We start from the raw sequence: 23374 nt of genomic DNA, 5'->3' as shown, positions 1-23374 counted from the left end.
GCTCGAATGTGTTTAAATAACTGAATTTTGCCATGCGATCGCCTAACACAAAAATAGCTGCAAAACTGCTTTTGCGCTTAGTTAGTGGAATTCTTATTTTAGTTCTAGCTTGTCTGTGGTTGCTCTTAACAGCAAAGCCAGCGTTGGCATAGTTTGAGTTATGCTCAATTGAGATACTGAATTTCAACGCGATCGCCGACTTTCAAGCCAATTTGAGCCGTCATTCCACTGCGGAGTTCGAGAACTTTGTCGATTTCGGTATCAGTGCCGTAGGTTGGACAAGTCGTTGTTTTACACGGAGGAACATCAGCCGCGATCTCTATGACTCGTCCTTCCCGTAAAAAAATCATATCGAGGGGAATTAGCGTATTCTTCATCCAAAATCGAGTTGGTTGCGGCGACTCAAAGACAAACAACATCCCTCGGTTATCTGCCAAACTAGTACGATACATTAACCCGATCTGCTGTTGTTGGGGCGTTTTAGCAACTTCTAACTCAAACTTTCGCCCCGCGATCGTGGCATAAGCTAAAATTGGTAAGTTCTGCCCTCTCACCTCTTTTGCTGGCGCTTGAACTACATGCATTGGTTCTGTGGCGATTATCGGCGTACATCCTAGCAACAGAAAACTTACTACTATTCCCAGCCATTGACTCATATATCAGTTACTTACGACTTACGACTTCTCATTAAGCTTCTCGCAACACGTATCCCACACCGCGCACGGTTTGAATTAATCGCTTTTGTCCTTCATCTTCGAGCTTGAGACGCAAGTAGCGAATGTAAACTTCAATCACATTAGATTCGCCCATAAAATCGTAACCCCAAACATTTTCTAGAATTTGCTCGCGAGTTAAGATTTCTCTAGGATGTTCGATGAGATACTTAAGCAGTTCAAATTCTTTCATAGTTAAATCAATAGCACGCCCGTGGCGCAAGGCGCGACGAGTTGCCAGATCCAAAACTAAATCTCCAAATCTCAACTGTTCTGTACCAGCCGGATCGGGATGCAAATAGAGTCGAACGAGCCGTAAAAAATCTTCTGTGCGGTAGGGTTTGAGAAAGTAATCATCTGCTCCTGCTTCCAAACAAGCAACGCGATCGTCAACCGTATCTCGCGCCATTAATACTAGTATTGGTACGTGCGTACCCATCTTTCTCAAACTAGTACAGACTGTCAACCCCGATTCTACCCCTAGCATTCGATCGATCGCAATTAAATCTGGATGGCGATCGCGGCTGCGATCGATTCCCGTTGCAGCGTCGTGAACTACAACTGGTTCATAGCCAGATTCCCGCAGATCTAAATTTAACTGCGCCGCCAAGCTTTCATCTGGCACGATTGCTAATACACAGGGGCGATGTTCGTTCATAGTTTGTCATTGGTTAATGGTTAATTGCCGTCGGCAATTAACCATTAACTATTAACCATTAACCATTTAAGGTAATTCTACCGAAGTTGGTTTAGCAATGTGAGGCAGACCCCAGCCCAATTTTTCTCGTAAGATGCGGAAAAACTCTGGTGGTTGCAGGCGAATGAACTTAGCCAAGTAGGGCGATCGTTCCAAGTATACTTTGTCTTCTGGAAAGACATAGCAGCCGCCATTGCCATCTACCACCATAACTAACCGCGTCGCGCCAGCGGGATAGACTGTCACGGGTTCGCTATCGGGAAACACTAGTGCTCGCGAAGCCAGAGAATGAGGACAAATGGGTACGAGTTGCAGTACTGGTACTCCTGGGGTGACAACGGGACCTCCGGCACTCAGCGAATAGGCGGTCGAACCAGTTGGCGTAGAGACGATGACTCCGTCAGCTGCGATATCGACTGGCGCATGACGACCTACAGCGATTTCAAAATGGCACATACACGTCAATGGTTCTCGGTGTAGCACCATTTCGTTTAAGCATAGAGCTTCCCATAGTACGCCTTCGCCACGCAAAACTTTTACGACTAGCATGGCTCGTTCTTCAACTTCGTACTCGCCTGCTAAAACTTTTTCCAATGCTTGGGGCAATTGATTCAAGTAAGCTTCGGTTAAAAATCCCATGTGACCCGTATTGAGAGACAGCATGGGAATGCCACTCGGAGCGACCAAACGCGCTGCCGCAAGCACCGTACCATCTCCACCCAGCACGAACGCCAACTTCATCTCAGAATCAAAACCAGGTGGTGTCAGTCCTTCAATAGGGGTGTGACAGACAGGACTTTCGGGATTAGAATACCCTAACATTCCTCCCACGCCAGTTGTCATACAAACATCCCAGCCAGCAGCGATGAGTTTATCACTCAGCTCAATAGCAACCCGCTGTGCTATGGGTTTAACGTCGTTATAAATAATGCCTGCTTTCGGCACGTTTGTAGTCAAGGTTGCAGCACTTTAGCTAGATCGTTGCACATTTTTTCGTTACTTGTCATACCCTTCGGGAAGGGCTATTCTTCGAGAAGCCACCCTTCGGGTGTCTACGCCCTACGTCATTTGTCATTCGTCAATTGTTTAACACTCATGAGCTATGACAGATGACTGATGACCAAATGGTACTAGTTACTCTTTTTAACGGGGATTTTGGCTGTTTTTTTCTTAGTTTTGTTTTTTTCGTATTCCAATTCCTTGAGTTTTTTCAGCATCCGTCCGAAGTATTCTTGCAAGTAGCTTTCTAAAGTCGTCGTCTCCTGGGGGTCTAACCCAAAGGTCTGATAGACTTCATCCATAGGAGCTGTCAGGGGTACGCCAGTTGCAAGTACTTCAGCAAATGCTAAACGATCTGCAACATTCCATCCCCATTGGAAGAACCGCGTGACGTGCCGCATAGTACGCAAAAAGTTGACTGGCAAACGAGACACTTTGGCTGGTTTTCCAGTCAATCGCTCGCACAAACTCGTTATCTCTTCTGCACTCCAGGCGCGGGAACCAACTACAGGAAAAGTTTGTTTTTCTGTTGCTGGTACGGAGAGAGCGCGAACGGCAAATCTGGCAATGTCTTGGGTGTCCATATAGGCAACGGGAGAAGATTCACCCGTCACCCAAATTGCTTGTCCCTCTAAAATCGGAATTGCGTACTGACCGATCAAGCCTTGCATGAAGCCACAAAGCCGCAGGATAGTATAATTCATCCCCGCTTCACTCAAAAATAGCTCCGTACAGCGCTTGATTTCCATCAGAGGCACTTGGGGATATTTCTCTGCTTCTAAAATAGAGAAGAAAATGTAGCGATCGACACCAGCAGCTTTTGCTGCCTGAATCAGCGCTACCTTACCGTCCCAGTCTATCTGCTTGATACTCAAGCTATCTGTTGCTCTTGCTGTAGCAGCGTCAATCACCACATCCATCCCTTCCAGAGCGGCTGGTAGAGTGTCCGGTTGACTGAGGCTGCCAGAGACCAGTTCAGCACCCCATTCTTTTAAAAAGGTAGCTTTTTTTTGACTGCGGACGAGACAGCGCACCTTATACCCCTCATCGAGAGCACGACGAGCTACCTGTCTTCCCAAGGTGCCAGTAGCACCGACAATCAAGATATTCATGAGGGATTAGTAACGATTCTTAAGCTTTATTAAAAGAATGGTAACAAAAATCGGTTTATTAAGAAAGGTTACGAAAATTAGTGAGTCGTGAAAAGAAGTGGTGAGAGGCGAGAGTTGGTAAGTTGTCACTTGTCTACTTGTCTTTCTTGTCCTCCGACTCCCGACTCCCGACTCCCAACTCCCGACTACAGAGCTTCTTCTTCATCTCCTTGAATCTTGAGTAGGAGATAACCTAGAGCTATACCGACGAAGATTAAGCTGAAGGATAAGATAGCAGCAGTAAACATTTCGCTCATGGCGACAATTCTCCTAACGTGTTGCTTGCTCAAGATTACAGTGAGCCTAGTGTAAAGTATTTTAAAACAATTTCGCGCTCGGCTTGGACACTCATCAGTTATCAGCTCTCAGTGGCTAGTGACTAGTAACTAGATGAAGAATTCAGATGCTAGCCTATTAGCTGCTAATCACTAGCTGCTGACCACTCACAAATGACAATGCACCGCTAGTATGGATATCTCAACGACAACCTACAAAACAAGCGATCGCCCCCGTATTGCAATTGCCATGGGAGATCCGGCGGGAATTGGTGCGGAGGTAATTTTGAAAGCCTTGGCAGACCGACAATTATGGGCAGCTTGCCAAGTTACGGTAGTTGGTAACAAGCAAGTTCTGCTAGATACTCACGCTCGATTACGTCAAAGTCCTTATTCTCCCTTAGATAGTTATATCCACCCAGATCGATTAGAAATTCTTGAGGTGGAAACTGTGAGGGAAATGGTAGGCGCAGTCAAGCAGGGTACGGATAATGCGGCTAGCGGAGCGATGAGTTTTGCTTATTTAGAAACCGCGATCGCCCGAACTGTGGTAGGAGATTTTCACGGTATCGTGACAGCACCGATTGCCAAGTCAGCATGGAAAGCCGCAGGATACGATTATCCAGGGCAAACAGAATTACTTGCTGAAAAAGCTGGAGTCGAACGATTTGGGATGTTATTCGTCGCGCGATCGCCTCATACTGGCTGGACGCTGCGCGCTCTCCTGGCAACCACTCATATCCCCTTGCGCCAAGTCTCAGAGGTACTCACACCACAATTATTGACTCGCAAGCTAGATCTGCTAGTGGAATGCTTGCAACGGGATTTTGGCGTAGAACAACCAAGAATTGCGATCGCGGGTTTAAACCCCCACAGTGGCGAGCAGGGACAACTGGGACGAGAAGAAGTTGACTGGTTAAATTCTTGGCTGGAAGCAGAACGTCAAAATCGCCCCTATCTTCAATTAGAAGGCTTGCTACCACCCGATACTATGTGGGTTAAGCCAGGGATGGCGTGGTATGGGAAGGGAGTAGGGAGCAGGGAGCAGGGAGCAAGGGAGACTAGGGGCAGAGGGGCAGAGGAGCAACTACCAATTACCAATTACCATCCTGCTGATGCGTACTTGGCACTTTATCACGACCAAGGACTCATACCAGTTAAGCTGATGGCGTTCGATCGCGCTGTTAATACTTCCATTGGTCTTCCCTTCATCCGCACTTCTCCCGATCACGGCACGGCTTTTGATATTGCTGGCAAAGGTATTGCTGATGCAACTAGCATGAAAGCCGCAATTCAACTTGCTACGGAATTAGTCCACACTAGAAACAGCGCCACACCAACTACCAACTACCAATTACCAATTACAAATTAGTAAGATACATCCTAAGATAGATGCCACGGTTTTGTAATTTACCAACAGTCTGATAGTATTTATCGCGATCGCAGTAGATTATCAAAGAAATCATGAGCAATCAACTTCGTAACCTACTAATCGGCGCTGGAGTCGCTGCTGTTGGCGCAATTGGCACTAAAGTAGCGGTTGACTATTTCAAGAATCGCGGTCAAGAAGAAGTCGTAGATGCCAACCAAGGTGATGCTGAGGCAACCTCGGCTGAGGAAGTGGCTTACGCGACTGTAGAACCCAGTTCCGTTCAAGCATTTCTCGATAAAAGTTTTGGTACTCCTGGTCGTTACACGCCTAATCGCCCGCCAAAAGTATTTGATTATCAGGGTAAGCAATACATGGTGATTTGGGCTTACGATAACAAACAGCAAAAAAATCAAATGCTGGCTTTTATCTACACGGGTCAAGGTCGTGACATGATTGCCAGTGTGGGATACACTGCTCAGAAAACTGACTACAATCTCGAATTAGCGAACACGCCTTTTGCGATTGAAGTCAATGGCAAACAAATTAAATCGGGACAGTCGGAAACCAACGGTACAAATGATGTCGATTTTGTACTAACGGCATAGCACTTTGAAATTTGGCGATTTGCTAAATCCCCCTACTAAAACTCCGTCCACCGATCTTGAGGGAGGAAGGAACGCTCTTTAGGAATCGGTGCAACTGGTTCGGTGAGGGTAAATGTTCCAGCCTCAATCCATTGTTTCAGCTCCCTGGCAACTTGCCGCGATAAGGCTATGCTTGCCAAGGGAGCAACTCTGACAGACTTACCATCGATCGCCATCCGTCCAGATTTGAGTTGAGCGTAGCTAACTAGCCCAAAAGTTGGACGCACGCGGCGGGGGATGGAAAAGTCTACAATCGGTGCAACCAGATCTTTGTCTTGCACAGTACAGTTGGCGACGACTGCTTCAGTTAAAACTGGTAGAGGTACGCCCACACCCAACATCAAAGAAGGACCGTAGCTTTTGAAATAACAACCGCGCACCCATTGAGGATTCATTTGCTTGGCATCGCCGATCAGAGCTAAAGTGGCGGCGGGACCGATGGGGGTTTGATTTGGTAAGCGTTTTTGGAGGGGAAAATGCTGCGTCCCTTCCCAGGCGATGTAACCAACACCGCCACCTAAAAATATGCGTGTACCGATGCCAATCATCTGCAAGTCTGGGTCGTTGAATAAAGGGGAAATAGCGCCAGGGTTGGAATAAACCGCATTGCCTAAGCGAGGTTGCAAAGGACCGAGATAGGTAAACAAGGGGCGATCGCCACCATTGACTCCAACGATAAAATTTTGATAGAGATTGCGGGGATTAAATAAATAAAACTGATTGATCGTCTCGCGGCTAATTGTTGTTTCAAAGTTAGCTCTGGGGTAGCAATCCGTTACCTGTCCTACAGCACGCAACTGGACTGTTTTACCAGCAATTAAGTCAGCAATAACGTGTCCGCCACCTTTAACTATCTGCGTTTTAGGTTCACTGACACTCAGGCGAGATTCTTCCCCGTCTGCGGCTTCAGCTGCCTGCGTTGCGCCTAAATACAAATCCACCGCCCCGAAACCAGAGTAAGCTGGTACGCCATCCAACCAGCAGCGCCGAATTTTAATTGGTGGATCGGTATGCCCCAGATTGATGATTGCTCCAGAAGACTCCATTGGCTCAAATGTGCCAGTGGTGACGACATCAACTTCTTTGGCTGTTTGGGTAATGCCTACCTCTACCACCCGTGCTTTTAATTCTTCTACCGTTAAGACAACAGCATGTTTGCGGCTAATTTTATCATTAATTTCAGCAAGCGATCGCATTTGACAGTGACCAGTGACCTGTTACCAGTGAACAGTTAACTAACAATCAACAACTAAGAACTCTTACATCTTTAGATTTATCAAGACTACGCCAGAAAAAACGATCGCGCTACCTAGCAATAATATGAGCGGAGGAACTTCGTTCAACCACATCCACCTTTTCTATGAATCTAACGCAAATTACCCTAACAGCATACTGAACAAGCACGTATATGACGAAAGAACGAGAAATAGTGATTTCTCGTCCGTTCGCCAAATGGCAAATACGCAATCTTGAAACTACAGGTTTGAAACTACAGGCGTTCTGTAACTGCTAACTCTTCTGACAATTCCAAGTTCTGCTGCTTCATACTTTGTAAATGTTCCAACAGCGACTCAATTTCTGCCTTGAGCTGGAGAAACTCGACCAGCCGCTCTTGCTGATAAGGTGGTTTTTTTATCTCTCTTGCTTGGGTGCTGTGAGTCGATGCATCCGAGCTTTCGATCGCAGCCTGATAAGAGCCAATTGTTACTTGAGCGCGGGTTACACTTGATGGACTGGTTGACATCTGAAACTCAGTAGTTATATTTGCCTACTCACACCGATTTCAATATTCTATACCGATCTGGGGGCGACCACAAAATTAAACTGTGGCGGTTTTAGAACTGGCAATTGGCAGTCGATGATGTGAAGCAGCTACCGTCAGGGTAGACTAGAGGTAAGAAGCTTTACCTCTGCCTTGTGCAGGATAGCTTTTTGGTTCTAAAAACTACCTTCTTTGCACTCTAAATCTGTTGCATTCCGAACCGTGACTCTAAGCCTGTCTGCTCATACATCATCAAATTGCCAAATGTGGTCTGGACTGATAGAAACATATCGGCAATATTTGCCTGTTACCGACCAGACTCCAGTTGTAACTTTATTAGAGGGAAACACCCCCTTAATTCCCGCCCCTGCGATCGCGGCTCAAATTGGCAGACAGGTGCGCGTACTCGTTAAGTATGATGGATTGAACCCCACGGGTAGCTTCAAAGACCGAGGCATGACGATGGCAATCTCCAAGGCAAAAGAAGCCGGAGCCAAAGCTGTCATTTGTGCCAGTACGGGCAATACCTCAGCATCAGCAGCAGCTTACGCGCGGCGTGGTGGAATGCGAGCTTTCGTTTTAATCCCCGATGGCTACGTCGCTCTAGGAAAACTAGCACAAGCTTTGCTGTATGGAGCAGAAATACTAGCAATCAAAGGTAACTTCGATCGCGCCCTAGAAATTGTGCGCGAGATGGCAGAGACTTATCCAGTGAATTTGGTGAATTCGGTCAATCCCTATCGTTTAGAAGGGCAGAAAACCGCAGCATTTGAGATTGTTGACAATTTAGGCAACGCCCCCGACTGGTTGTGCATTCCCGTAGGCAACGCAGGGAACATCACTGCATATTGGATGGGATTTTGTCAATATCATAGTCTAGGGAAGTGCGATCGCTTACCTAAAATGATGGGATTTCAAGCAACTGGCGCTGCTCCTTTAGTCACGGGACAAGCCGTAACTCACCCTGAGACAATTGCTACAGCTATCCGCATTGGCAACCCCGCCAGCTGGCAAAAAGCGATCGCGGTACAAACAGCTAGTGCGGGAGAATTCAATGCTGTCAGCGATGCCGAAATTTTAGACGCATACCGTTTTCTCGCTGCCGAAGAAGGCATTTTCTGCGAACCCGCCAGCGCTGCTTCTGTCGCTGGATTGTTCAAGGTGAAAGATCGAGTTCCTAGTGGTGCAACCGTTGTTTGCGTTTTAACCGGAAACGGCTTGAAAGACCCAGATACAGCCATCAACCACAGTCAAAATAGCTTTAAGCAAGGAATTGAGCCGACGCTGGAATCGGTAGCAAAGGTCATGGGATTTTAACAGTTAAGAGTTATCAGTAAACTGTCAACCAACAACTACCAACTACCAATTACCAATTACCAATTACCAATAGTAAATCTATCTTCCGTCGCTAGACGGATCTATCAGTTTTGGCAGATGGTGGAGTGAATCGTAGCTGCCAAGACTACATTAGATGCTATCAACTCGTTTTTTCCGCTTCTTCCGCTATCTCAACTGGAAGACTTTGACAAAAACAGTGGCTCGCGTTGGGCAACGTCGTCTGTTTGGACTTTCATCAGAAATTGCTTATAATGCGATGCTGTCTTTGTTTCCAGCGATTCTTGCTGTCATTACCGCGATTGGTTTATTTGAAGAATCTCTGCAATCTACCTTTAAGGAATTAGCAAATCAATTGAGTCAAGTCGCACCAGATGAGGCGATGGTACTAATTCGAGATTTCTCCAAACAAATTACTCAAACGAGAAATACAGGTTTGTTTTCGATTAGTTTTATCGTAGCAATTTGGGCTGCTTCTGGGGCTTTAAGCGCAGCAATGACGGCACTCGATCGCATTCATGAAATTCCCCCAGAACAAATGCGTCCATTTTGGAAAGCAAAACTCATCTCTTTAGGATTGACAATTGGAACAATTTTACTATTAGTTGTCGCTTCTTTTTTAGTGTTTATTAGCGACTGGCTGTTAGATTTTTTTGTATTGAAAAGTCAAAATCGACTGTGGTTCTTATTAGTTGTTTGGCAACTTTTAAGCTGGCCCATTGCCCTGGCGACCGTAGCAGCAGCTTTTGGTTTTGTCTACCGCTATGGACCGAGTATTTGGAACCCTGGAATGCCGCTGATGCCAGGAGCCGTATTAGCTGCTGTTTCTTGGGCGTTGGTTTCTGCCGGTTTCCGACTTTATGTAGCTAATTTTGGAAATTACAATCAAGCTTACGGCGCAATTGGAGCAGTCATTGTTTTAATGCTCTGGCTCTACATGAGCGGGCTAGTATTATTAGTAGGAGATCAACTCAACGTAACGGTAGGAGAACAAATGCGATCGCGTTCCCAGGTTGCTAAAAAATCGGCTTCAGTTCAGAATTAGATTCGGAATTACATTTTAACAGTACTACCAATTTCTTATAACTGACTACTTTGTAGAGACGTTACACGTAACGTCTCTACACTGATAACTGTTACTTCAGAAATTGACGTAACTTTGGTATAAGTGGATTGCTCCGATCGGACGATACTGGTTGCAGCCGCGTCACTTTGAGACGAAAGTTACCGACCCCAGTTTCGCCAAACGCTCGCACGCGAACAATGTATCTCCCCGTTTTGGCAATTCGCGTGAACAATAGAGCATTGTTACTGCCATCGGGACCATCATCGTTTTCTGCTACTGTAGAACCATCTTCGGCAAGTAGCGTCAAGATTGCGTCAAAACTCTCAGAGGCGAGATCGATCGCCACACTTTCACCCTCTTTAAATTCCATCACGTAATCGCGGGCAAATCCTCCCTGACCCGTAGGAATATCTTTTTCCGATAAAGTATCGTCGATTTGGTTACTGGTAGGCAAGGCAATAGGATTATAAAGCTTGCACTGGCTGCATTGGGCAGCAACAACGGCGCTCATTCCCATTGCGATCGCTACGCAGGTAGCAGGGATGAGTACTTGGCTTACTCTAACTACAACAGCCTTTAGGATCATGCAGCGCCAGATTTCAGCAGAACAGCTAAACCCGACTATTATAGTTGCCCTCTAGAATCTTGTGAAGAGTCAGTTATCAGTTATCAGTTATCAGTGAAGAAAGGGAGCAGGGGCAGAGGAGTAGGGGAGCAGAGGAGAATCACAACCAATTACCCATTACCAACTACCAACACCCCACTCTCAGTCATAACAGCCACTCTGAAGCCCGTTCGCCCAAATCGAGCGGAATGCTGACAGCTTTACCCAATCGAGGACGATCGCGAGTTTGAGTAATATATGTCCGTACCTGTCCCACCCCGCCAAACTCGTTTAAGTAACTCGCGATCGAGTCTAAATGGGCTTTGTACTCAGCCTCTGACAACGGAAACGAGGCTTGTTCGAGATATTTCCACATTACCTGTAGAAAAATCTTGCCCTGAGTGCGCCGCAATTGCACGTCATAAGAGCGCCCCCACTTGTTCAGCAACAGCTGGCGTAAATCTTCTCCAGTCATAAGTCTTAAAATGTATTGCCTATATTGCTGTCGCCTTCACATTTCGTTACAGGGTAAAGCTACGCTACTCAGGTATGATACCAATATAAAGAAATGTAATGTTCGCTCTCATCAAGGCTGGCAACATCCTTGGCAGAGGAATTCTATCATGTTTGTGGGTTACAGAGCAGTCATCGGAACAGTTACCAGTTTTACAGCGATCGATCGCCAAAAGTTTCAGAGGGGAATTTAGAATTTGCCTCAAACGTACTACGCTTAGGATTGTGGAAAAATCTGACTCCCACTCAGAAAAACCTAAAAACTGATAACTGGTCGCTGGTCGCTGGTCACTGTGAAGAGGGTTGTAAACAAAGGTAAAAGCGCAAAAGAAAAGTTATGGCTCAGATTTCTGAATCAATGGATGTCCCAGGAATGGGGCGACGGCAATTCATGAACTTATTGACTTTTGGGACAATCACAGGTACGGCGCTAGGAGCATTGTACCCAGTAGTCAAGTACTTTATTCCGCCTGCTGCTGGTAGTGCAGGTGGAGGTGTAACGGCAAAAGACGAACTCGGTAATGACGTGAGCGTGAGTCAGTTTACTGCCAACCGTAATCCAGGCGATCGCTCGTTGGTTCAAGGACTGAAGGGCGACCCCACCTACTTGATTGTAGAAAGCAAAGGCGCGGTCGGCGAATATGGCTTAAATGCCGTGTGTACCCACTTGGGCTGTGTCGTGCCTTGGAACGCAGCAGAGAACAAGTTTAAGTGTCCTTGTCACGGCTCCCAATACGATAATACGGGTAAAGTCGTGCGCGGTCCCGCTCCCCTATCGCTGGCTCTGGTTCACACCACAGTTCAAGACGACAAAGCAGTACTAACGCCTTGGACGGAAACTGACTTCCGCACTGGGGAAGAACCCTGGTGGGCTTAGATCTGCCGCGATTTGTAGCGTATGAGTCTTGACGATTAGGGAGTCGGGAGTCGAGGAGAAGAGAGCTGGGGGAGCGCAAGGTCGCGCTCGGGAGCTGAGGGAGAAAAATTACTTCTGTCTCCTGTCTCCTGTCTCCTATTTTTTGACTTTTGACTTTTGACTTTTGACTTTACCCCTTACTCCTAGTTTTAATTAGTTGTCTGCCGATGAAAAGAGTTTCGATCCGAGCAAGATGGTTTTGCAGTGCAAGAGCGATCGCCAAGATGGTGCTGGTGGCGATCGCTACAGTAGCCTTTTTCTTCTCTAGCGATTTTGCCCTGCCACAAGCGGCTGCTGCCTATCCTTTCTGGGCGCAACAATCTTATCCTGAAAGCCCTAGAGAAGCAACCGGACGTATTGTCTGTGCTAACTGCCACCTAGCGGCAAAACCAACAGAAGTAGAAATACCGCAATCGGTATTGCCCGATAGCGTGTTTGAGGCAGTCGTAAAAATTCCCTACGACACTAACGTTCAACAAGTTGTTGCCGATGGCTCTAAGGGTGGGCTTCAGGTTGGTGCGGTTTTGATGTTACCAGAAGGTTTCAAAATTGCTCCTCCCGAACGCATCTCTGAGGAAATGAAGGAAAAAGTTGGCGATCTTTATTTCCAACCCTACAGCGAAGACCAGGAAAATGTGGTCATCGTCGGACCCCTTCCTGGCGAACAATATCAAGAAATTGTCTTCCCAGTCCTTTCGCCCGACCCAGCTAAAGACAAGAGCGTTCATTTTGGTAAATACCCCGTTCACGTCGGTGGTAACAGAGGGCGCGGTCAAGTCTACCCCACTGGTGAAAAGAGCAATAACGCTGCTTATACTGCTTCTGCTGCTGGCACAATTTCCAAAATTGCTAAAGTGGAAGATGAATTTGGTAATGCTAAATACGAAGTTAGCATCCAGACTGAATCTGGAGAGACAAAAGTTGATACCGTTCCGGCTGGACCTGCTTTTATCGTCTCTGAAGGACAAACAGTTGCAGCTGGTGATGCTTTGACCGATAACCCCAATGTAGGTGGCTTCGGTCAAGATGACGGAGAAATCGTGCTACAAAGTTCTACCAGAGTACAGTGGTTGTTGGCATTCTTGGCAGCAATTATGTTGTGCCAAGTTCTACTCGTGCTGAAGAAAAAGCAGGTAGAAAAAGTCCAAGCTGCTGAAATGAATTTTTAAGTAAAGTATCATCCGGCAGAGCCGGAATTACTTTTGTGTAGGACAGGCATTTTGCTTGTTTTCTATAACTGAAACTGATAAGACAGGCATCATGTCTGTCTTTTTTTTGTGACAACAGATATAGATTACGATCGCCACATTATAGCAATTCGCGATTGCGTGCGTGACATTTGTAGGGGCGCACGGCTGTGCGCCCCTACAGATCGTCTGTTTTACCCAATTGAAAATCGCTATTAGATCGGCTAGAAAACTGTAATTTTTTGCAAAATATAGCAATCCTAAATCATTCATGAACAATCGATGATTTAGTAGATTTAATAGGGTAGGCAATGCCCACCTTACGCTTGAAATTCGCTTGAAGAAAACTTTAACAAAAGTTAAATATTCGTCACATAAATATTTTCACTACACTCAAAACTTATAATGCTCTACTATTCTCATTTTGGTGAAAAGTAGTTGACAATTGACAGGATGAGTTTGAGAATTTTGAGACAGTATGCCTAGAAATCCAAGCGAATATGCGGTACACATTTTAATGGAAGGCGGACACCGAGAAGAAATTCGGTTTACCGACGTGCAAGATTTTCAGAAGTGGTTTGGTAACGAGCTGTCACCGAAAGCCGCTTCTAATGACTTTATCAGCGTCCCGATTAAAAACATTCAGGGTGAGTACATGGTGGTGCGTCCATCGCGCATCTTGGCGATTCGAGTAGAACCGATGTTTAGTTCTAGTGTAGAAAGATTTTAAGTCAAAGGCATGAGAAAGAAGATAGCTTCAATCGCCCTTGGTGTGGGGGTTACAATTCTTGCTACTAGCGTGTCACCCGTCGCCCGCGCCGTACCGCGCTTGTTGAGCGTGACACAGCAAAAAAATCTTGCTTGTTGTCAGCCCGAACTCTTGGGATTAGACGAGCAAATTTGGGGTGAAAAGGGGCAGTCAGGAGACTGGCGATCGCTTTTACGCTCGATCAACCATAGTTTGAAGTATATTCAATCGCCAGCAGCGGCGAGGGCATATCGCAAGTATCCCATTAAAGGGATTACCCGCGATCGCGTTTGGCGCAGTTTAGTGCGCTTTCGGCAATTAGTCATGAAATCTCGTACTCCCGCCGAACTACAAGCCGCAGTCAGGCGCGAATTTGATTTCTATCAATCTTCTGGGCGCAATGGCAGGGGAGAAGTCTTATTTACGGCATATTACGAACCGATATATTTAGCCAGTCGCGTCCCCACCGCAGAATTTCGCTACCCCCTTTATCGTTTACCTCCTAATTTTGCTAAATTGCAACATTTAACTCGGTGGCAATTAGAAGGTAAAGATGGTTTGTCAGGATCGAAAAATCGGTTGCGAGGGCTAGAAATTGTCTGGCTGCGCGATCGCCTCGAAGCACTCCTAGTTCAAATTCAAGGATCTGCCCGTTTGTTGCTTCCAGATGGCAAGATGATGAGTCTCGGTTATGCTGGCAAGACAGCCCACCCTTACGTCAGTCTTGGTAAGGAACTTGCAAAAGATGGCAAGTTGCCTCTCGACGGTTTAACCTTGCCCGTGTTGATTGATTACTTCCGCAGGCATCCAGAGGAACTGAATAACTACATTCCCCGCGTGCGCAGTTTCGTCTTCTTTCGCGAAACTCATGGCGCACCTGCAACTGGTAGTCTTGGAGTACCAGTGACAGCAGAACGTTCGATCGCGACGGATAAATCTCTGATGCCCCCTGGTGCATTGGCACTAATGCAAACCGCACTACCCTTTGCTAGCAATTTCGGACAGTTAGAGTATCGAAACGTCAGCCGCTACGTGTTAGATCAAGACACTGGTAGCGCTATCAAGGGAGCAGGTAGGGTAGATTATTTCATGGGTACGGGGCAACTTGCAGGCGATCGCGCTGGTGTAACGGGTAGTCGGGGACACCTCTACTATTTGTTGTTGAAACAGTGAGTGGCAGGAGGTAGGGCGATCGCAATTTTATGAGTATTCAGGTCAATATTCACCAACCCCGATCTCGCCTCACCTGAAATTCTTCTTTCTGGCGATCGTTCCAGCCGCCCCATTCAAGGCAAGTATCGCCAGCACCTTCATCTTCCATAAGGAGACGATGTTCGTGCAGTTGGTTACACGCCATTTTTAATAACTTGTCCGCCTTAAGCTCTCGTCGATCCCACAAACGCAAGGTGTTATCAGCACTACCACTAGCAATAGATTTGCCATCAGGACTAAAGGCAACTGATAAAATTTCCTCATGACTTTGAAAAATGTTGATGGGTTCCCCCTGAAGATCCCATAAGCGCACGCTGCCGTCCTTACTACCACTGACAATAGATTTGCCATCAGGACTAAAGGCGACTGAGTTGACATAATCCTCATGTCCTTCAAACGGTTCGACAATCGGTTGTCCTTGCAAATCCCACAAGCGCACGGTGTTGTCACCACTACCACTGACAATAGATTTGCCATCGGGACTAAAGGTAACTGAGTTGACATAATCCTTATGTCCTTCAAAGGGTTTGCCAATCGGTTGTCCTTGCAAATCCCACAAGCGCACGGTGTTGTCATTGCTACCGCTGACAATCGACTTGCCATCGGGACTAAAGGTGACTGATTTGACATAATTTGTATGTCCTTCAAAGGGTTTGCCAATCGGTTGTCCTTGCAAATCCCACAAGCGCACGGTGTTGTCATCGCTACCGCTGACAATCGACTTGCCATCGGGACTAAAGATGACTGAGCGGACATAATCCTTATGTCCTTTAAAGGGTTTGCCAATCGGTTGTCCTTGCAAATCCCACAAGCGCATGGTGTTGTCATCGCTACCGCTGACAATCGACTTGCCATCGGGACTAAAGATGACTGAGCGGACATAATCCTTATGTCCTTCAAAGGGTTTGCCAATCGGTTGTCCTTGCAAATCCCACAAGCGCACGGTGTTGTCATTGCTACCGCTGACAATCAACTTGCCATCGCGACTAAAGGCGACTGATTTGACATAACTTGTATGTCCTTTAAACGGTTTGCCAATCGGTTGTCCTTGCAAATCCCACAAGCGCACGGTGTCGTCCCCACTACCGCTGACAATCGACTTGCCATCGGGACTAAAGGCAACTGAGTTGACATAATTTGTATGTCCTTTAAACGGTTTGCCAATCGGTTGTCCTTGCAAATCCCACAAGCGCACGGTGTTGTCATCGCTACCACTGACAATGAATTTGCCATCGGGACTAAAAGCGACTGAGTGGACAGAATATGTATGTCCTTTAAACGGTTTGCCAATTGGTTGTCCTTGCAAATCCCACAAGCGCACGGTGTTGTCTCCACTACCACTGACAATGTACTTGCCATCGAGACTAAAGGCGACTGAGTTGACATAATTTGTATGTCCTTCAAACGGTTTGCCAATTGGTTGTCCTTGCAAATCCCACAAGCGCACGGTGTTGTCATCGCTACCACTGACAATCGACTTGCCATCGGGACTAAAAGCGACTGATTTGACATAATCTGTATGTCCTTTAAACGGTTTGCCAATCGCTTGTCCTTGCCGATTCCATAGCTGTAATTTTCCCTCTTGACTACCCGTAACAATCATTGTGCCATCGCGACTAACGGCAGCAACCCAGCCTGAATTCAGCCGATTTCGTTCTCTAATATCAGCCTGGATTACTTGCAATAAGCTAGACTCAACAGGAACTATTACCTCGTTCAGCATTGATAAACTCTGACCAGTGGCTTGAACGGCGAGTACTAACCCCTCTACAGGCTTTCTCGTTAATAAATAGTCTATTTTTGCAACTTTTTCACCTAATTCGGCATTGGTTTTCTGTCTCTTAGCATCCTGCCAGGAAACTACACTAAATCCTGCGGCAGCCGCAGCAAACACAGATACAACTCCCAAACCAACTGCCCTACTCCGAAGCTTTTTGTTGGTCTTAGCTTGTTCTTCCGCGCGTTGTTCTGCTGCTTGACGCGCCTTTTCTTCGGCTTGTGCTAGTTGTTGTGCTGTTTCTAGACGTTGTTCTGCTTGTTGACGTGCCTCTTCTTGAAATTGTGCTAATTGCTGTGCTATTTCTAGACGTTGCTCTGCTTGTTGACGTGCCTCTTTTTGAAATTGTGCTAGTTGTCGTTCTTTTTCTAATTCTCGCCGTCTGCTTTCTTCCTCTTGCTGACGCAGGCGATCGCGCAGTTTTTGACTTTCTTTAATATACTCTTCTGCTAGCCCATCTAACATTCCTAATGAACTATATTTTTCTAAATACTCTTCTGCCCACCCTAATCTCGTTTCTTGTAACAAGTATTCTGGTTTACGTTCATTTTCCTGCCATTCCTGTGCAGAGGCTTCAATTCTGCGTTCGATCGCGATCGCGTTTTGATATTCTCTTTTCCACTCGTTTAACTGCGTCCAGTGGCGGAGCAAAGCTTCATGGACAACATCTAAAATCACATCATGGGATTCATCATCATCCATTTTTGTAATTAACCGTGCATCTTTATCGGCTAACTTCTCGCTAACTTGTTGTAGCAGTTCGAGGGAATGATGGGAATTAACCATCTCGTGTAAACGCGCGCGCCGCCGTGTATCCGTCGTTTCTCCCATTTGAGTCAATTCTAGAAAAATTCGCCGCGCCACAGTTTGTTCTTCAGGTAAAAGACTTTTGTAGATTTCATCTGCACGTTTTTGTAACGTTCCCTCAATCCCACCTAAACCCTCATAAGTTTTTAGATAAAGAAACTTTTCTCCTTGCTGTCTCGATTCGCGCCATAATTCTGTCAGGGTATATTGCAGCAGAGGCAAACTTCCAGGATAATCTTCAACATCGTCAATTAGTTTGCGTTTTAACTCTCCTTCTATGCCTACTCCTACCAAATCGGCAGGTTTAGTAATAGCCGCTTCAATTTCTTGGGAGTTCAAATGTTCGACAACGAAATGTTTATCGATCTTTTCAGCTACTTGGGGATATTCTCGCAGTCTTGCCCGAAAATCCGATCGCATCCCAATTAAAATACAAATTGTATCTACACTATCAATTAATTGTCTCAAATATTTAAAGAATTCTTTCTGCTTGCTTTCATTGCACATGGTAAAGCATTCTTCAAATTGATCGATAATCAAGATAGTAGGTGTATTTAGTTCTTTTAACTTCTCTACCGTCAGATAAAAAATATTTACCGTTGCATTTTGAGACAAAGAAAGATCGGGAAACGAGCGCGAAAAAGCAGCCAGTAAATTTTTAAGCGGAGTTTCTTTAGGGGTAAAGGGAGTAATATATATCCAGCGATCGCTCCCTGGAATTTCCTGTCCTAGCCTCAGTCCATAGAGTAATCCAGCCCGGAGTAAAGATGATTTTCCACTACCAGAAGCTCCTAATACAGTGATTAAGCGCTGTTTATTTCCTACTTTTTGAATTAACTGCTTTGTCAATGCTTCCCGTCCGTAAAACACCTCTGCATCTTCTTTATTCTCGCTAAAATACGACAGAGAACGATAAGGACATTTATCCTGAAAGCTTTTTTTAGGTAATCCAGTCGTTAGCAGAATTGCTCGTTGAGAATTAGCAATTAAGGGACGCTGACTTGTTTGCGCCATGCGCTTTTCGATATAATCTGCTAATTTGTGGCTATTTACAATTCCATCTGGATTGTTTTCGGGATTCAATCCTTCAAGTAATGCTTGTGTCAACAATCCCTGTTCGTGAGGAATTTCTACTCCAGTTTCATAGGAACGAGTGGCAGTAATTAAACAGTAATCTTTGTCTGTGGGAATATATCCGATCAATTCACCACTATAACAACAATCTAGCCAAACAATGACTCGCTTAACTTGACTTTTTCGCAATTGCTCTCCCAGCCATCTCAGGGATATACCATAGATTTTTTCTTCAGGGAATGCGTCGCTAGTCGCTAAAAAGACTTCTCTTTTCCCATTAATAGTGTGATCCCATCCATGTCCTGAAAAGAAGAACAAAGCTGTTTCAGCGGGTGGATTTGGCGGAGGAGGATTGAAGAGATTTGTAATTGCTTCTCGCAGTTCTTTCGCCTTGACAGCTCCTTGAAGATCGTTTTGACTCTCTCCTTTTTGATTTGAGGTTTCTGGTAAACGCTGAACGCGAAAGGTTCTATAACCGTATTGTTCTAGCTTTTCCGCAATTTTTTTCGCATCCTCTGCTGCTGCTGTTAGCGGTTTCAGCTTGCTAAAATCTGGATAGTAATTAATCCCAATAACTTGAGCTGTCCATTCAGATGCCATTTTCCTACTTCGCTAATGATTGGAACAGTTGTTGAAGCTAGCGGCGATCGCCCCTGACAATATTACACACCACAAATTAGAGATATTCTTCACTAGTTAACTTAAGTTTTACAGAAAAATCGGTTGCAAATCCTGCAATTTTTAGATTAAAAATTTGTTAAAACTTTGCAAAGTTAAAATTATGCGATCGTTTATACTAATTCAAAACAATAAAGCGATCTAACCGTTATATTTAATTTGTAAACATTAGCACCTAGAGCGGGTAAGGCTTACTTAATTTTCTTCAACATTGTTTGTTGAAGAAAAGTTATATTATTAACACCAAGCGAGCATAGAAATACTGAGAAAATAGCAACAATTGCTGTGCTAATCGATCTTTCAATTCCAATCCGAAATTGACAAGACAGACATCCGATTCAATTGAAAGATATTTTGTAACTAGTTATAAAGTATACAGCTTAAATTAAAAGAACTGTTTTATACTTGCGAAATATCATAAAATAATCTCTTACGCAAACATAGATTCGATAACATTTATTTAACCAGGATTTTTCAGTAATCGCAGAGCTTAGGTTTGTTTACATTCAGCAGTAGTGAGTTTAAGGTTGAAACCTATGCAAAACAAGACTGACAGTACTGTAATAGCATTTCTCTTGGCGTTTCAAGACTTAAAAACTTCCCTGAGCGCACAAGAGAAGCAGAAACTTAAAGAAGTTGCGAAGCAATTAAACACTCAACCAAAAGCTTGGGAAAACTATACTAAAAAACTTTTACTGGAGATGATTGCTGCTAATTCTGAATTAGATCGTTCATTTCAATATTATAAAACTCGATTGGAGAACATCAAACAACTTCCCAGTAATTTACTTCCTAATGAAGCTGAAACTAATAAGCTCAATGCTTTGGGTAGAACTGCTATGACTAAAGGCTTTAAGCCGAAAACTGAAGCTAGCGGCTATGAAAGTCAAATCAATAATGTTGTTATCGTCGTTGGTAGTTCTGAAGCACCAGAAGAAACAGTTAAAAACATTAGCTTTTTAGAGAAAGTGAAAGAATTTTTGCATTGAATAGTCTAAGTGAATTAACGTCTATCTTCCGAACACCTCATGAGCGATTTAATTTATCCTACTCTCGATTTATTTATATACGCTTTAAACACTCCACTCAATGCAACTCATGAAGAAATTCAAAAAAATAAAATAGCCTTTTTATCTCAATTGCCAGATGGTACTCAAATAGAAGATTCTGACAGTGAAACTGAGCATTTTAAACTTACGAAGCCAGCTCAAATTGACTTTAAATCAACTGATGAGAAATTAGAAGGATACTACTATCCTGTCAGACTTAATGACACTTATGGTTTACAAATTGATTGTTCTGTTAAAAATCAAATCGATCCTCAACCAGCTAAACGTTTTAAAACTCTCAAAACTGAAATTGATAGCAGAATTAATAAAGAACTAGCAGTCATTGGACAAACCTGGTTACTTTCTGGTTGCCTATCTAAAGATTTATTTCAAAATCCTGAAGATATTGCCCAAGATTGCTATTATGCTTTATTTGAAGACAATAACTACCGACAAAAAAGTAGCGGTACTTTTTTAGGTAGCAGTATTTTTGAATTTTGGGGATCGCGAAATCTGGAGCAGAATGAAAGTAGCGATCGCCATGTCATTATTGCTATTTATTCCAACCGAGAAAGCGCTGAAAAAGCTGCGGATTTTTATTCAGATTGGATGGGATTATTTTGCTATCAAAATAAAATTGTTTGGGCTTATCGGCAAAGCCGTTTGGTCAAAGAATCTTTAATTAAGCACTATAAAAAAGTTGAAGAAAATCGTAAGATCATCAACCAAAGCGGCTACTGGCAGAAAAAACAAAACTTTGCTATTTCTCGCAAGATTTTAAACAATATTAGTGATATTCTTCAACAATATACTATCGATCTACTCAAACTTTCTTTTCAAAAAAAAATTATTGAAATTAATTTATCTAACTATCAAACTCGTTTGAATTTTATTAAAGAAAAAGCTAATCGAAGCGATCAATTAGATTTTTTAGAAAACTTTAGCGATCTAGCTACCAAAAAATATCTACTGCAAGTTACTAAAGATATTGAGAATATGCAACTTGGGTTGCAACTGTCAGAAGATACAATTAACGCCATTCGCAGTCGTGTAGAAGTTGAAAAATCCGAACGCGATCGCAATTTTCAAGAGTTTGTTGCGGTTGCGGGTACTGGTATAGCAACTATATCTTTGCTAAAAGAGCCTGTAAAAGATTGCAAGGATATTTTTAGTAAAGGTATTTTTAGTGAAGCTCAAGTCTGCACTTACCCTTTCATTTTTAGTCTTGTAATTGGTGTCTTCTTTGCTTTTGTATTTTGGTTGCTGAGAAAACGATTGCTATAGTAAAAAATGTATTATCACTTATCTGCAAATCTCAACCATATTTGTAGACAATTGTGAGAGGTGTTAAACCCAAAACTGCCTAAAATTGTTAAATTATCAAAATTGATTTAGGATATATAGGACTCATATTTGATTTTTGAAATCTACGTAGGGTGCATTAGCATGATGGCGTAACGCACCACTTATGCCTATAGGAGTGCATTACTAACTGAAACTTTTAGTTTCAAAGGTTTTAGTCAAAAAGCGGGCAGCGAGAATCGAACTCGCATCAATAGCTTGGAAGGCTATGGTTTTACCACTAAACTATGCCCGCGCTGCTGGCAATCTAAAATGTTGCTGTTAGACAACTAAATTAGAATAACATAGATTTTATCGAATTTGCACGCACTTACTCAGCGATCGCGACTTTTTGTGCTGACTTCTGGCTGCCGATCGGTCTTCCATAAGCTATTCTGGTCTTAGCTGTAGCGATCGTTTAGGATATTTGGCAGTGGGCAGCTTATATGTTTCAAAATCTTCCTCTTTGACTCCATCTAATTTTCAAGTACCAACACCGTATCCTGGCGATCGCAACTTCCACTGGCAAGTTCGTCCTGCCAGACTGGAAGATGTGTCGAGTGTGGCAGAAGTTCTAGCAGACAGTTTTCACTCTCGCGAAGGATTTTTTGGTTGGACTTACCCGTTGTTGAGAGTGGGTATTTATGAAGACATTCGCCATCGCATTCATGCTACTGCCCCCCATCACGTCTGTCTAGTCGCAGTGGAAAAAACTGCACAAAACGAAAATACAGGTATGTATTCCTATGACAGTACGTTGGGTATAGCTGGAACAGTAGAACTGGCATTACGTACAATCCCGCTTGGAACCACTTGTAGCTTTACTTCCTATCGCCAAGGCTATCAATATCCCTATCTTTCAAATCTAGCGGTTCATACAACTCGTCGCCGCCAAGGAATAGCTGGGAAATTACTGCTTAGCTGCGAACAAGTTGCTAAATCTTGGGGTTTTGACGATCTATTTCTCCATGTCTTAGAAAATAATCATCAAGCACGACAACTCTATCTAAAATTGGGATATCAGTTAGAACGAATTGATACGAGTTGGAGCCATTGGCTATTTAAACAACCTCGGCAGATGCTATTACACAAGCACCTCAAATCCAGCAATAGTAATTGAATACAATTTTGGTACTGACAGCTAGATTGAAAACTTGACACTGGAATGACGATCTCTGACATTGAGCGGTGCAAAGCTGTCTATCCTTTCAGATCGCTTTATCTATCCCACCGCTAGCAAAAAGGATACAAATTGTAACTGCTGCCAAATAATTAAGTAAACGTTAAAATATTCAAGCAATACGGTATTAATTATTGCTTAAATAGATATTAGCCTCTTCTCAGCCTATAAGATTTATGAATTTAATCTTTATTAAGGCTTTAAACTTACCTCATAGTTACTTTATATTAGCCTTTGCTAGATCAAATAGAATATGAAGCAAAATGGGTAACCA

23 protein-coding genes and 1 tRNA gene are annotated in these 23374 nt (G+C 44.1%); 13 read left to right on the top strand and 11 right to left on the bottom strand.

All coding sequences use genetic code 11. The features are described 5' to 3' along the window. Nucleotides 1-164: 164 nt before the first annotated feature. From H6G17_RS04345 to H6G17_RS04325, 5 genes are all read right to left on the bottom strand, one after another. The gene (locus H6G17_RS04345) at nucleotides 165-656 is read right to left on the bottom strand and encodes a DUF192 domain-containing protein (RefSeq protein WP_192154490.1); all 492 of its coding nucleotides are present in this window, start codon (nucleotides 654-656) and stop codon (nucleotides 165-167) included. 31 nt (nucleotides 657-687) lie between these two features. Continuing rightward, nucleotides 688-1371: a response regulator transcription factor NblR gene (nblR, locus tag H6G17_RS04340; protein WP_192154488.1), complete on the bottom strand. Its 684-nt coding sequence runs from the start codon at nucleotides 1369-1371 to the stop codon at nucleotides 688-690. A 66-nt stretch (nucleotides 1372-1437) separates the two neighbouring features. Then, complete coding sequence (locus H6G17_RS04335; protein ID WP_192154669.1) at nucleotides 1438-2355, bottom strand: NAD(+) kinase; 918 nt, start codon at nucleotides 2353-2355, stop codon at nucleotides 1438-1440. Between the two features lie 185 nt (nucleotides 2356-2540). Continuing rightward, nucleotides 2541-3521: an SDR family oxidoreductase gene (locus H6G17_RS04330; RefSeq protein WP_192154486.1), complete on the bottom strand. Its 981-nt coding sequence runs from the start codon at nucleotides 3519-3521 to the stop codon at nucleotides 2541-2543. Nucleotides 3522-3706: 185 nt separating this feature from the next. Then, a complete protein-coding gene (locus H6G17_RS04325) occupies nucleotides 3707-3817 on the bottom strand; it encodes a PetM family cytochrome b6-f complex subunit 7 (protein ID WP_015154101.1) in 111 nt (36 codons plus the stop codon). 211 nt (nucleotides 3818-4028) lie between these two features. Between H6G17_RS04325 and pdxA the strand changes: the two genes are divergently transcribed. Together pdxA and H6G17_RS04315 are read left to right on the top strand one after the other, a co-directional pair. After that, nucleotides 4029-5207, top strand: a complete 1179-nt coding sequence (gene pdxA / locus H6G17_RS04320; RefSeq protein WP_192154484.1) for a 4-hydroxythreonine-4-phosphate dehydrogenase PdxA — start codon at nucleotides 4029-4031, stop codon at nucleotides 5205-5207. A 92-nt stretch (nucleotides 5208-5299) separates the two neighbouring features. Next, a complete protein-coding gene (locus H6G17_RS04315) occupies nucleotides 5300-5812 on the top strand; it encodes a hypothetical protein (protein ID WP_192154482.1) in 513 nt (170 codons plus the stop codon). 35 nt (nucleotides 5813-5847) lie between these two features. Here the strand turns inward: H6G17_RS04315 and H6G17_RS04310 are convergent, their stop codons facing one another. Next, nucleotides 5848-7047 (bottom strand): homocysteine biosynthesis protein, encoded by a 1200-nt coding sequence (locus H6G17_RS04310; protein ID WP_192154481.1) that lies wholly within the window; start codon nucleotides 7045-7047, stop codon nucleotides 5848-5850. Between the two features lie 293 nt (nucleotides 7048-7340). Continuing rightward, on the bottom strand, nucleotides 7341-7595 hold the full coding sequence (locus H6G17_RS04305) for a hypothetical protein (RefSeq protein ID WP_199316491.1): 255 nt from the start codon (nucleotides 7593-7595) through the stop codon (nucleotides 7341-7343). Nucleotides 7596-7835: 240 nt separating this feature from the next. Here H6G17_RS04305 and thrC point away from each other — a divergent pair, with 240 nt between their 5' ends. Then, a complete protein-coding gene (gene thrC, locus H6G17_RS04300; RefSeq protein WP_192154480.1) occupies nucleotides 7836-8930 on the top strand; it encodes a threonine synthase in 1095 nt (364 codons plus the stop codon). A gap of 154 nt (nucleotides 8931-9084) precedes the next feature. Next, nucleotides 9085-9993, top strand: a complete 909-nt coding sequence (locus H6G17_RS04295; RefSeq protein WP_192154478.1) for a YihY/virulence factor BrkB family protein — start codon at nucleotides 9085-9087, stop codon at nucleotides 9991-9993. Nucleotides 9994-10084: 91 nt separating this feature from the next. Here H6G17_RS04295 and H6G17_RS04290 read toward each other — a convergent pair whose 3' ends face one another. Next, a complete protein-coding gene (locus H6G17_RS04290) occupies nucleotides 10085-10600 on the bottom strand; it encodes a PPC domain-containing protein (RefSeq protein ID WP_015154094.1) in 516 nt (171 codons plus the stop codon). Between the two features lie 184 nt (nucleotides 10601-10784). Continuing rightward, a complete protein-coding gene (locus H6G17_RS04285; protein WP_015154093.1) occupies nucleotides 10785-11093 on the bottom strand; it encodes a DUF3067 family protein in 309 nt (102 codons plus the stop codon). A gap of 98 nt (nucleotides 11094-11191) precedes the next feature. Between H6G17_RS04285 and H6G17_RS04280 the strand changes: the two genes are divergently transcribed. The 6 genes from H6G17_RS04280 to H6G17_RS04260 all read left to right on the top strand — a co-directional run bounded on the left by H6G17_RS04280 (nucleotide 11192) and on the right by H6G17_RS04260 (nucleotide 15155). Further along, nucleotides 11192-11398 carry a hypothetical protein gene (locus H6G17_RS04280; RefSeq protein WP_192154476.1) on the top strand — a complete coding sequence of 69 codons (207 nt, stop codon included), beginning with the start codon at nucleotides 11192-11194 and terminating at the stop codon, nucleotides 11396-11398. A 70-nt stretch (nucleotides 11399-11468) separates the two neighbouring features. Beyond that, entirely contained in the window at nucleotides 11469-12008 is a 540-nt protein-coding gene (gene petC, locus H6G17_RS04275; protein WP_192154474.1) for a cytochrome b6-f complex iron-sulfur subunit, read from the top strand. Nucleotides 12009-12214: 206 nt separating this feature from the next. Then, the gene (gene petA / locus H6G17_RS04270) at nucleotides 12215-13216 is read left to right on the top strand and encodes a cytochrome f (RefSeq protein ID WP_192154472.1); all 1002 of its coding nucleotides are present in this window, start codon (nucleotides 12215-12217) and stop codon (nucleotides 13214-13216) included. Nucleotides 13217-13324: 108 nt separating this feature from the next. Further along, nucleotides 13325-13453 (top strand): hypothetical protein, encoded by a 129-nt coding sequence (locus tag H6G17_RS33890; protein ID WP_277875927.1) that lies wholly within the window; start codon nucleotides 13325-13327, stop codon nucleotides 13451-13453. A gap of 259 nt (nucleotides 13454-13712) precedes the next feature. Beyond that, nucleotides 13713-13964, top strand: a complete 252-nt coding sequence (locus tag H6G17_RS04265; protein WP_015154090.1) for a hypothetical protein — start codon at nucleotides 13713-13715, stop codon at nucleotides 13962-13964. Between the two features lie 9 nt (nucleotides 13965-13973). Beyond that, nucleotides 13974-15155: an MltA domain-containing protein gene (locus H6G17_RS04260; RefSeq protein WP_192154470.1), complete on the top strand. Its 1182-nt coding sequence runs from the start codon at nucleotides 13974-13976 to the stop codon at nucleotides 15153-15155. Between the two features lie 49 nt (nucleotides 15156-15204). On the opposite strand, the gene H6G17_RS04255 is transcribed toward H6G17_RS04260, so the two are convergent. Beyond that, the gene (locus tag H6G17_RS04255; protein WP_192154464.1) at nucleotides 15205-19452 is read right to left on the bottom strand and encodes a caspase family protein; all 4248 of its coding nucleotides are present in this window, start codon (nucleotides 19450-19452) and stop codon (nucleotides 15205-15207) included. Nucleotides 19453-20066: 614 nt separating this feature from the next. Here H6G17_RS04255 and H6G17_RS04250 point away from each other — a divergent pair. Further along, nucleotides 20067-20519 carry a hypothetical protein gene (locus tag H6G17_RS04250; protein WP_192154461.1) on the top strand — a complete coding sequence of 151 codons (453 nt, stop codon included), beginning with the start codon at nucleotides 20067-20069 and terminating at the stop codon, nucleotides 20517-20519. 39 nt (nucleotides 20520-20558) lie between these two features. After that, nucleotides 20559-21863, top strand: a complete 1305-nt coding sequence (locus tag H6G17_RS04245; protein WP_192154459.1) for a hypothetical protein — start codon at nucleotides 20559-20561, stop codon at nucleotides 21861-21863. 242 nt (nucleotides 21864-22105) lie between these two features. Here the strand turns inward: H6G17_RS04245 and H6G17_RS04240 are convergent. Continuing rightward, a tRNA-Gly gene (locus H6G17_RS04240) sits at nucleotides 22106-22176 on the bottom strand. 177 nt (nucleotides 22177-22353) lie between these two features. Here H6G17_RS04240 and H6G17_RS04235 point away from each other — a divergent pair. Then, a complete protein-coding gene (locus tag H6G17_RS04235; protein WP_192154457.1) occupies nucleotides 22354-23040 on the top strand; it encodes a GNAT family N-acetyltransferase in 687 nt (228 codons plus the stop codon). Nucleotides 23041-23374 lie beyond the last annotated feature (334 nt).

This window comes from Chroococcidiopsis sp. [FACHB-1243], assembly GCF_014696895.1.
Classification (GTDB): Bacteria; Cyanobacteriota; Cyanobacteriia; order Cyanobacteriales; family Chroococcidiopsidaceae; genus Chroococcidiopsis.
The sequence above is the reverse complement of the archived record's forward strand: the minus strand, read 5'-3'. Positions and strand labels throughout refer to the sequence as shown.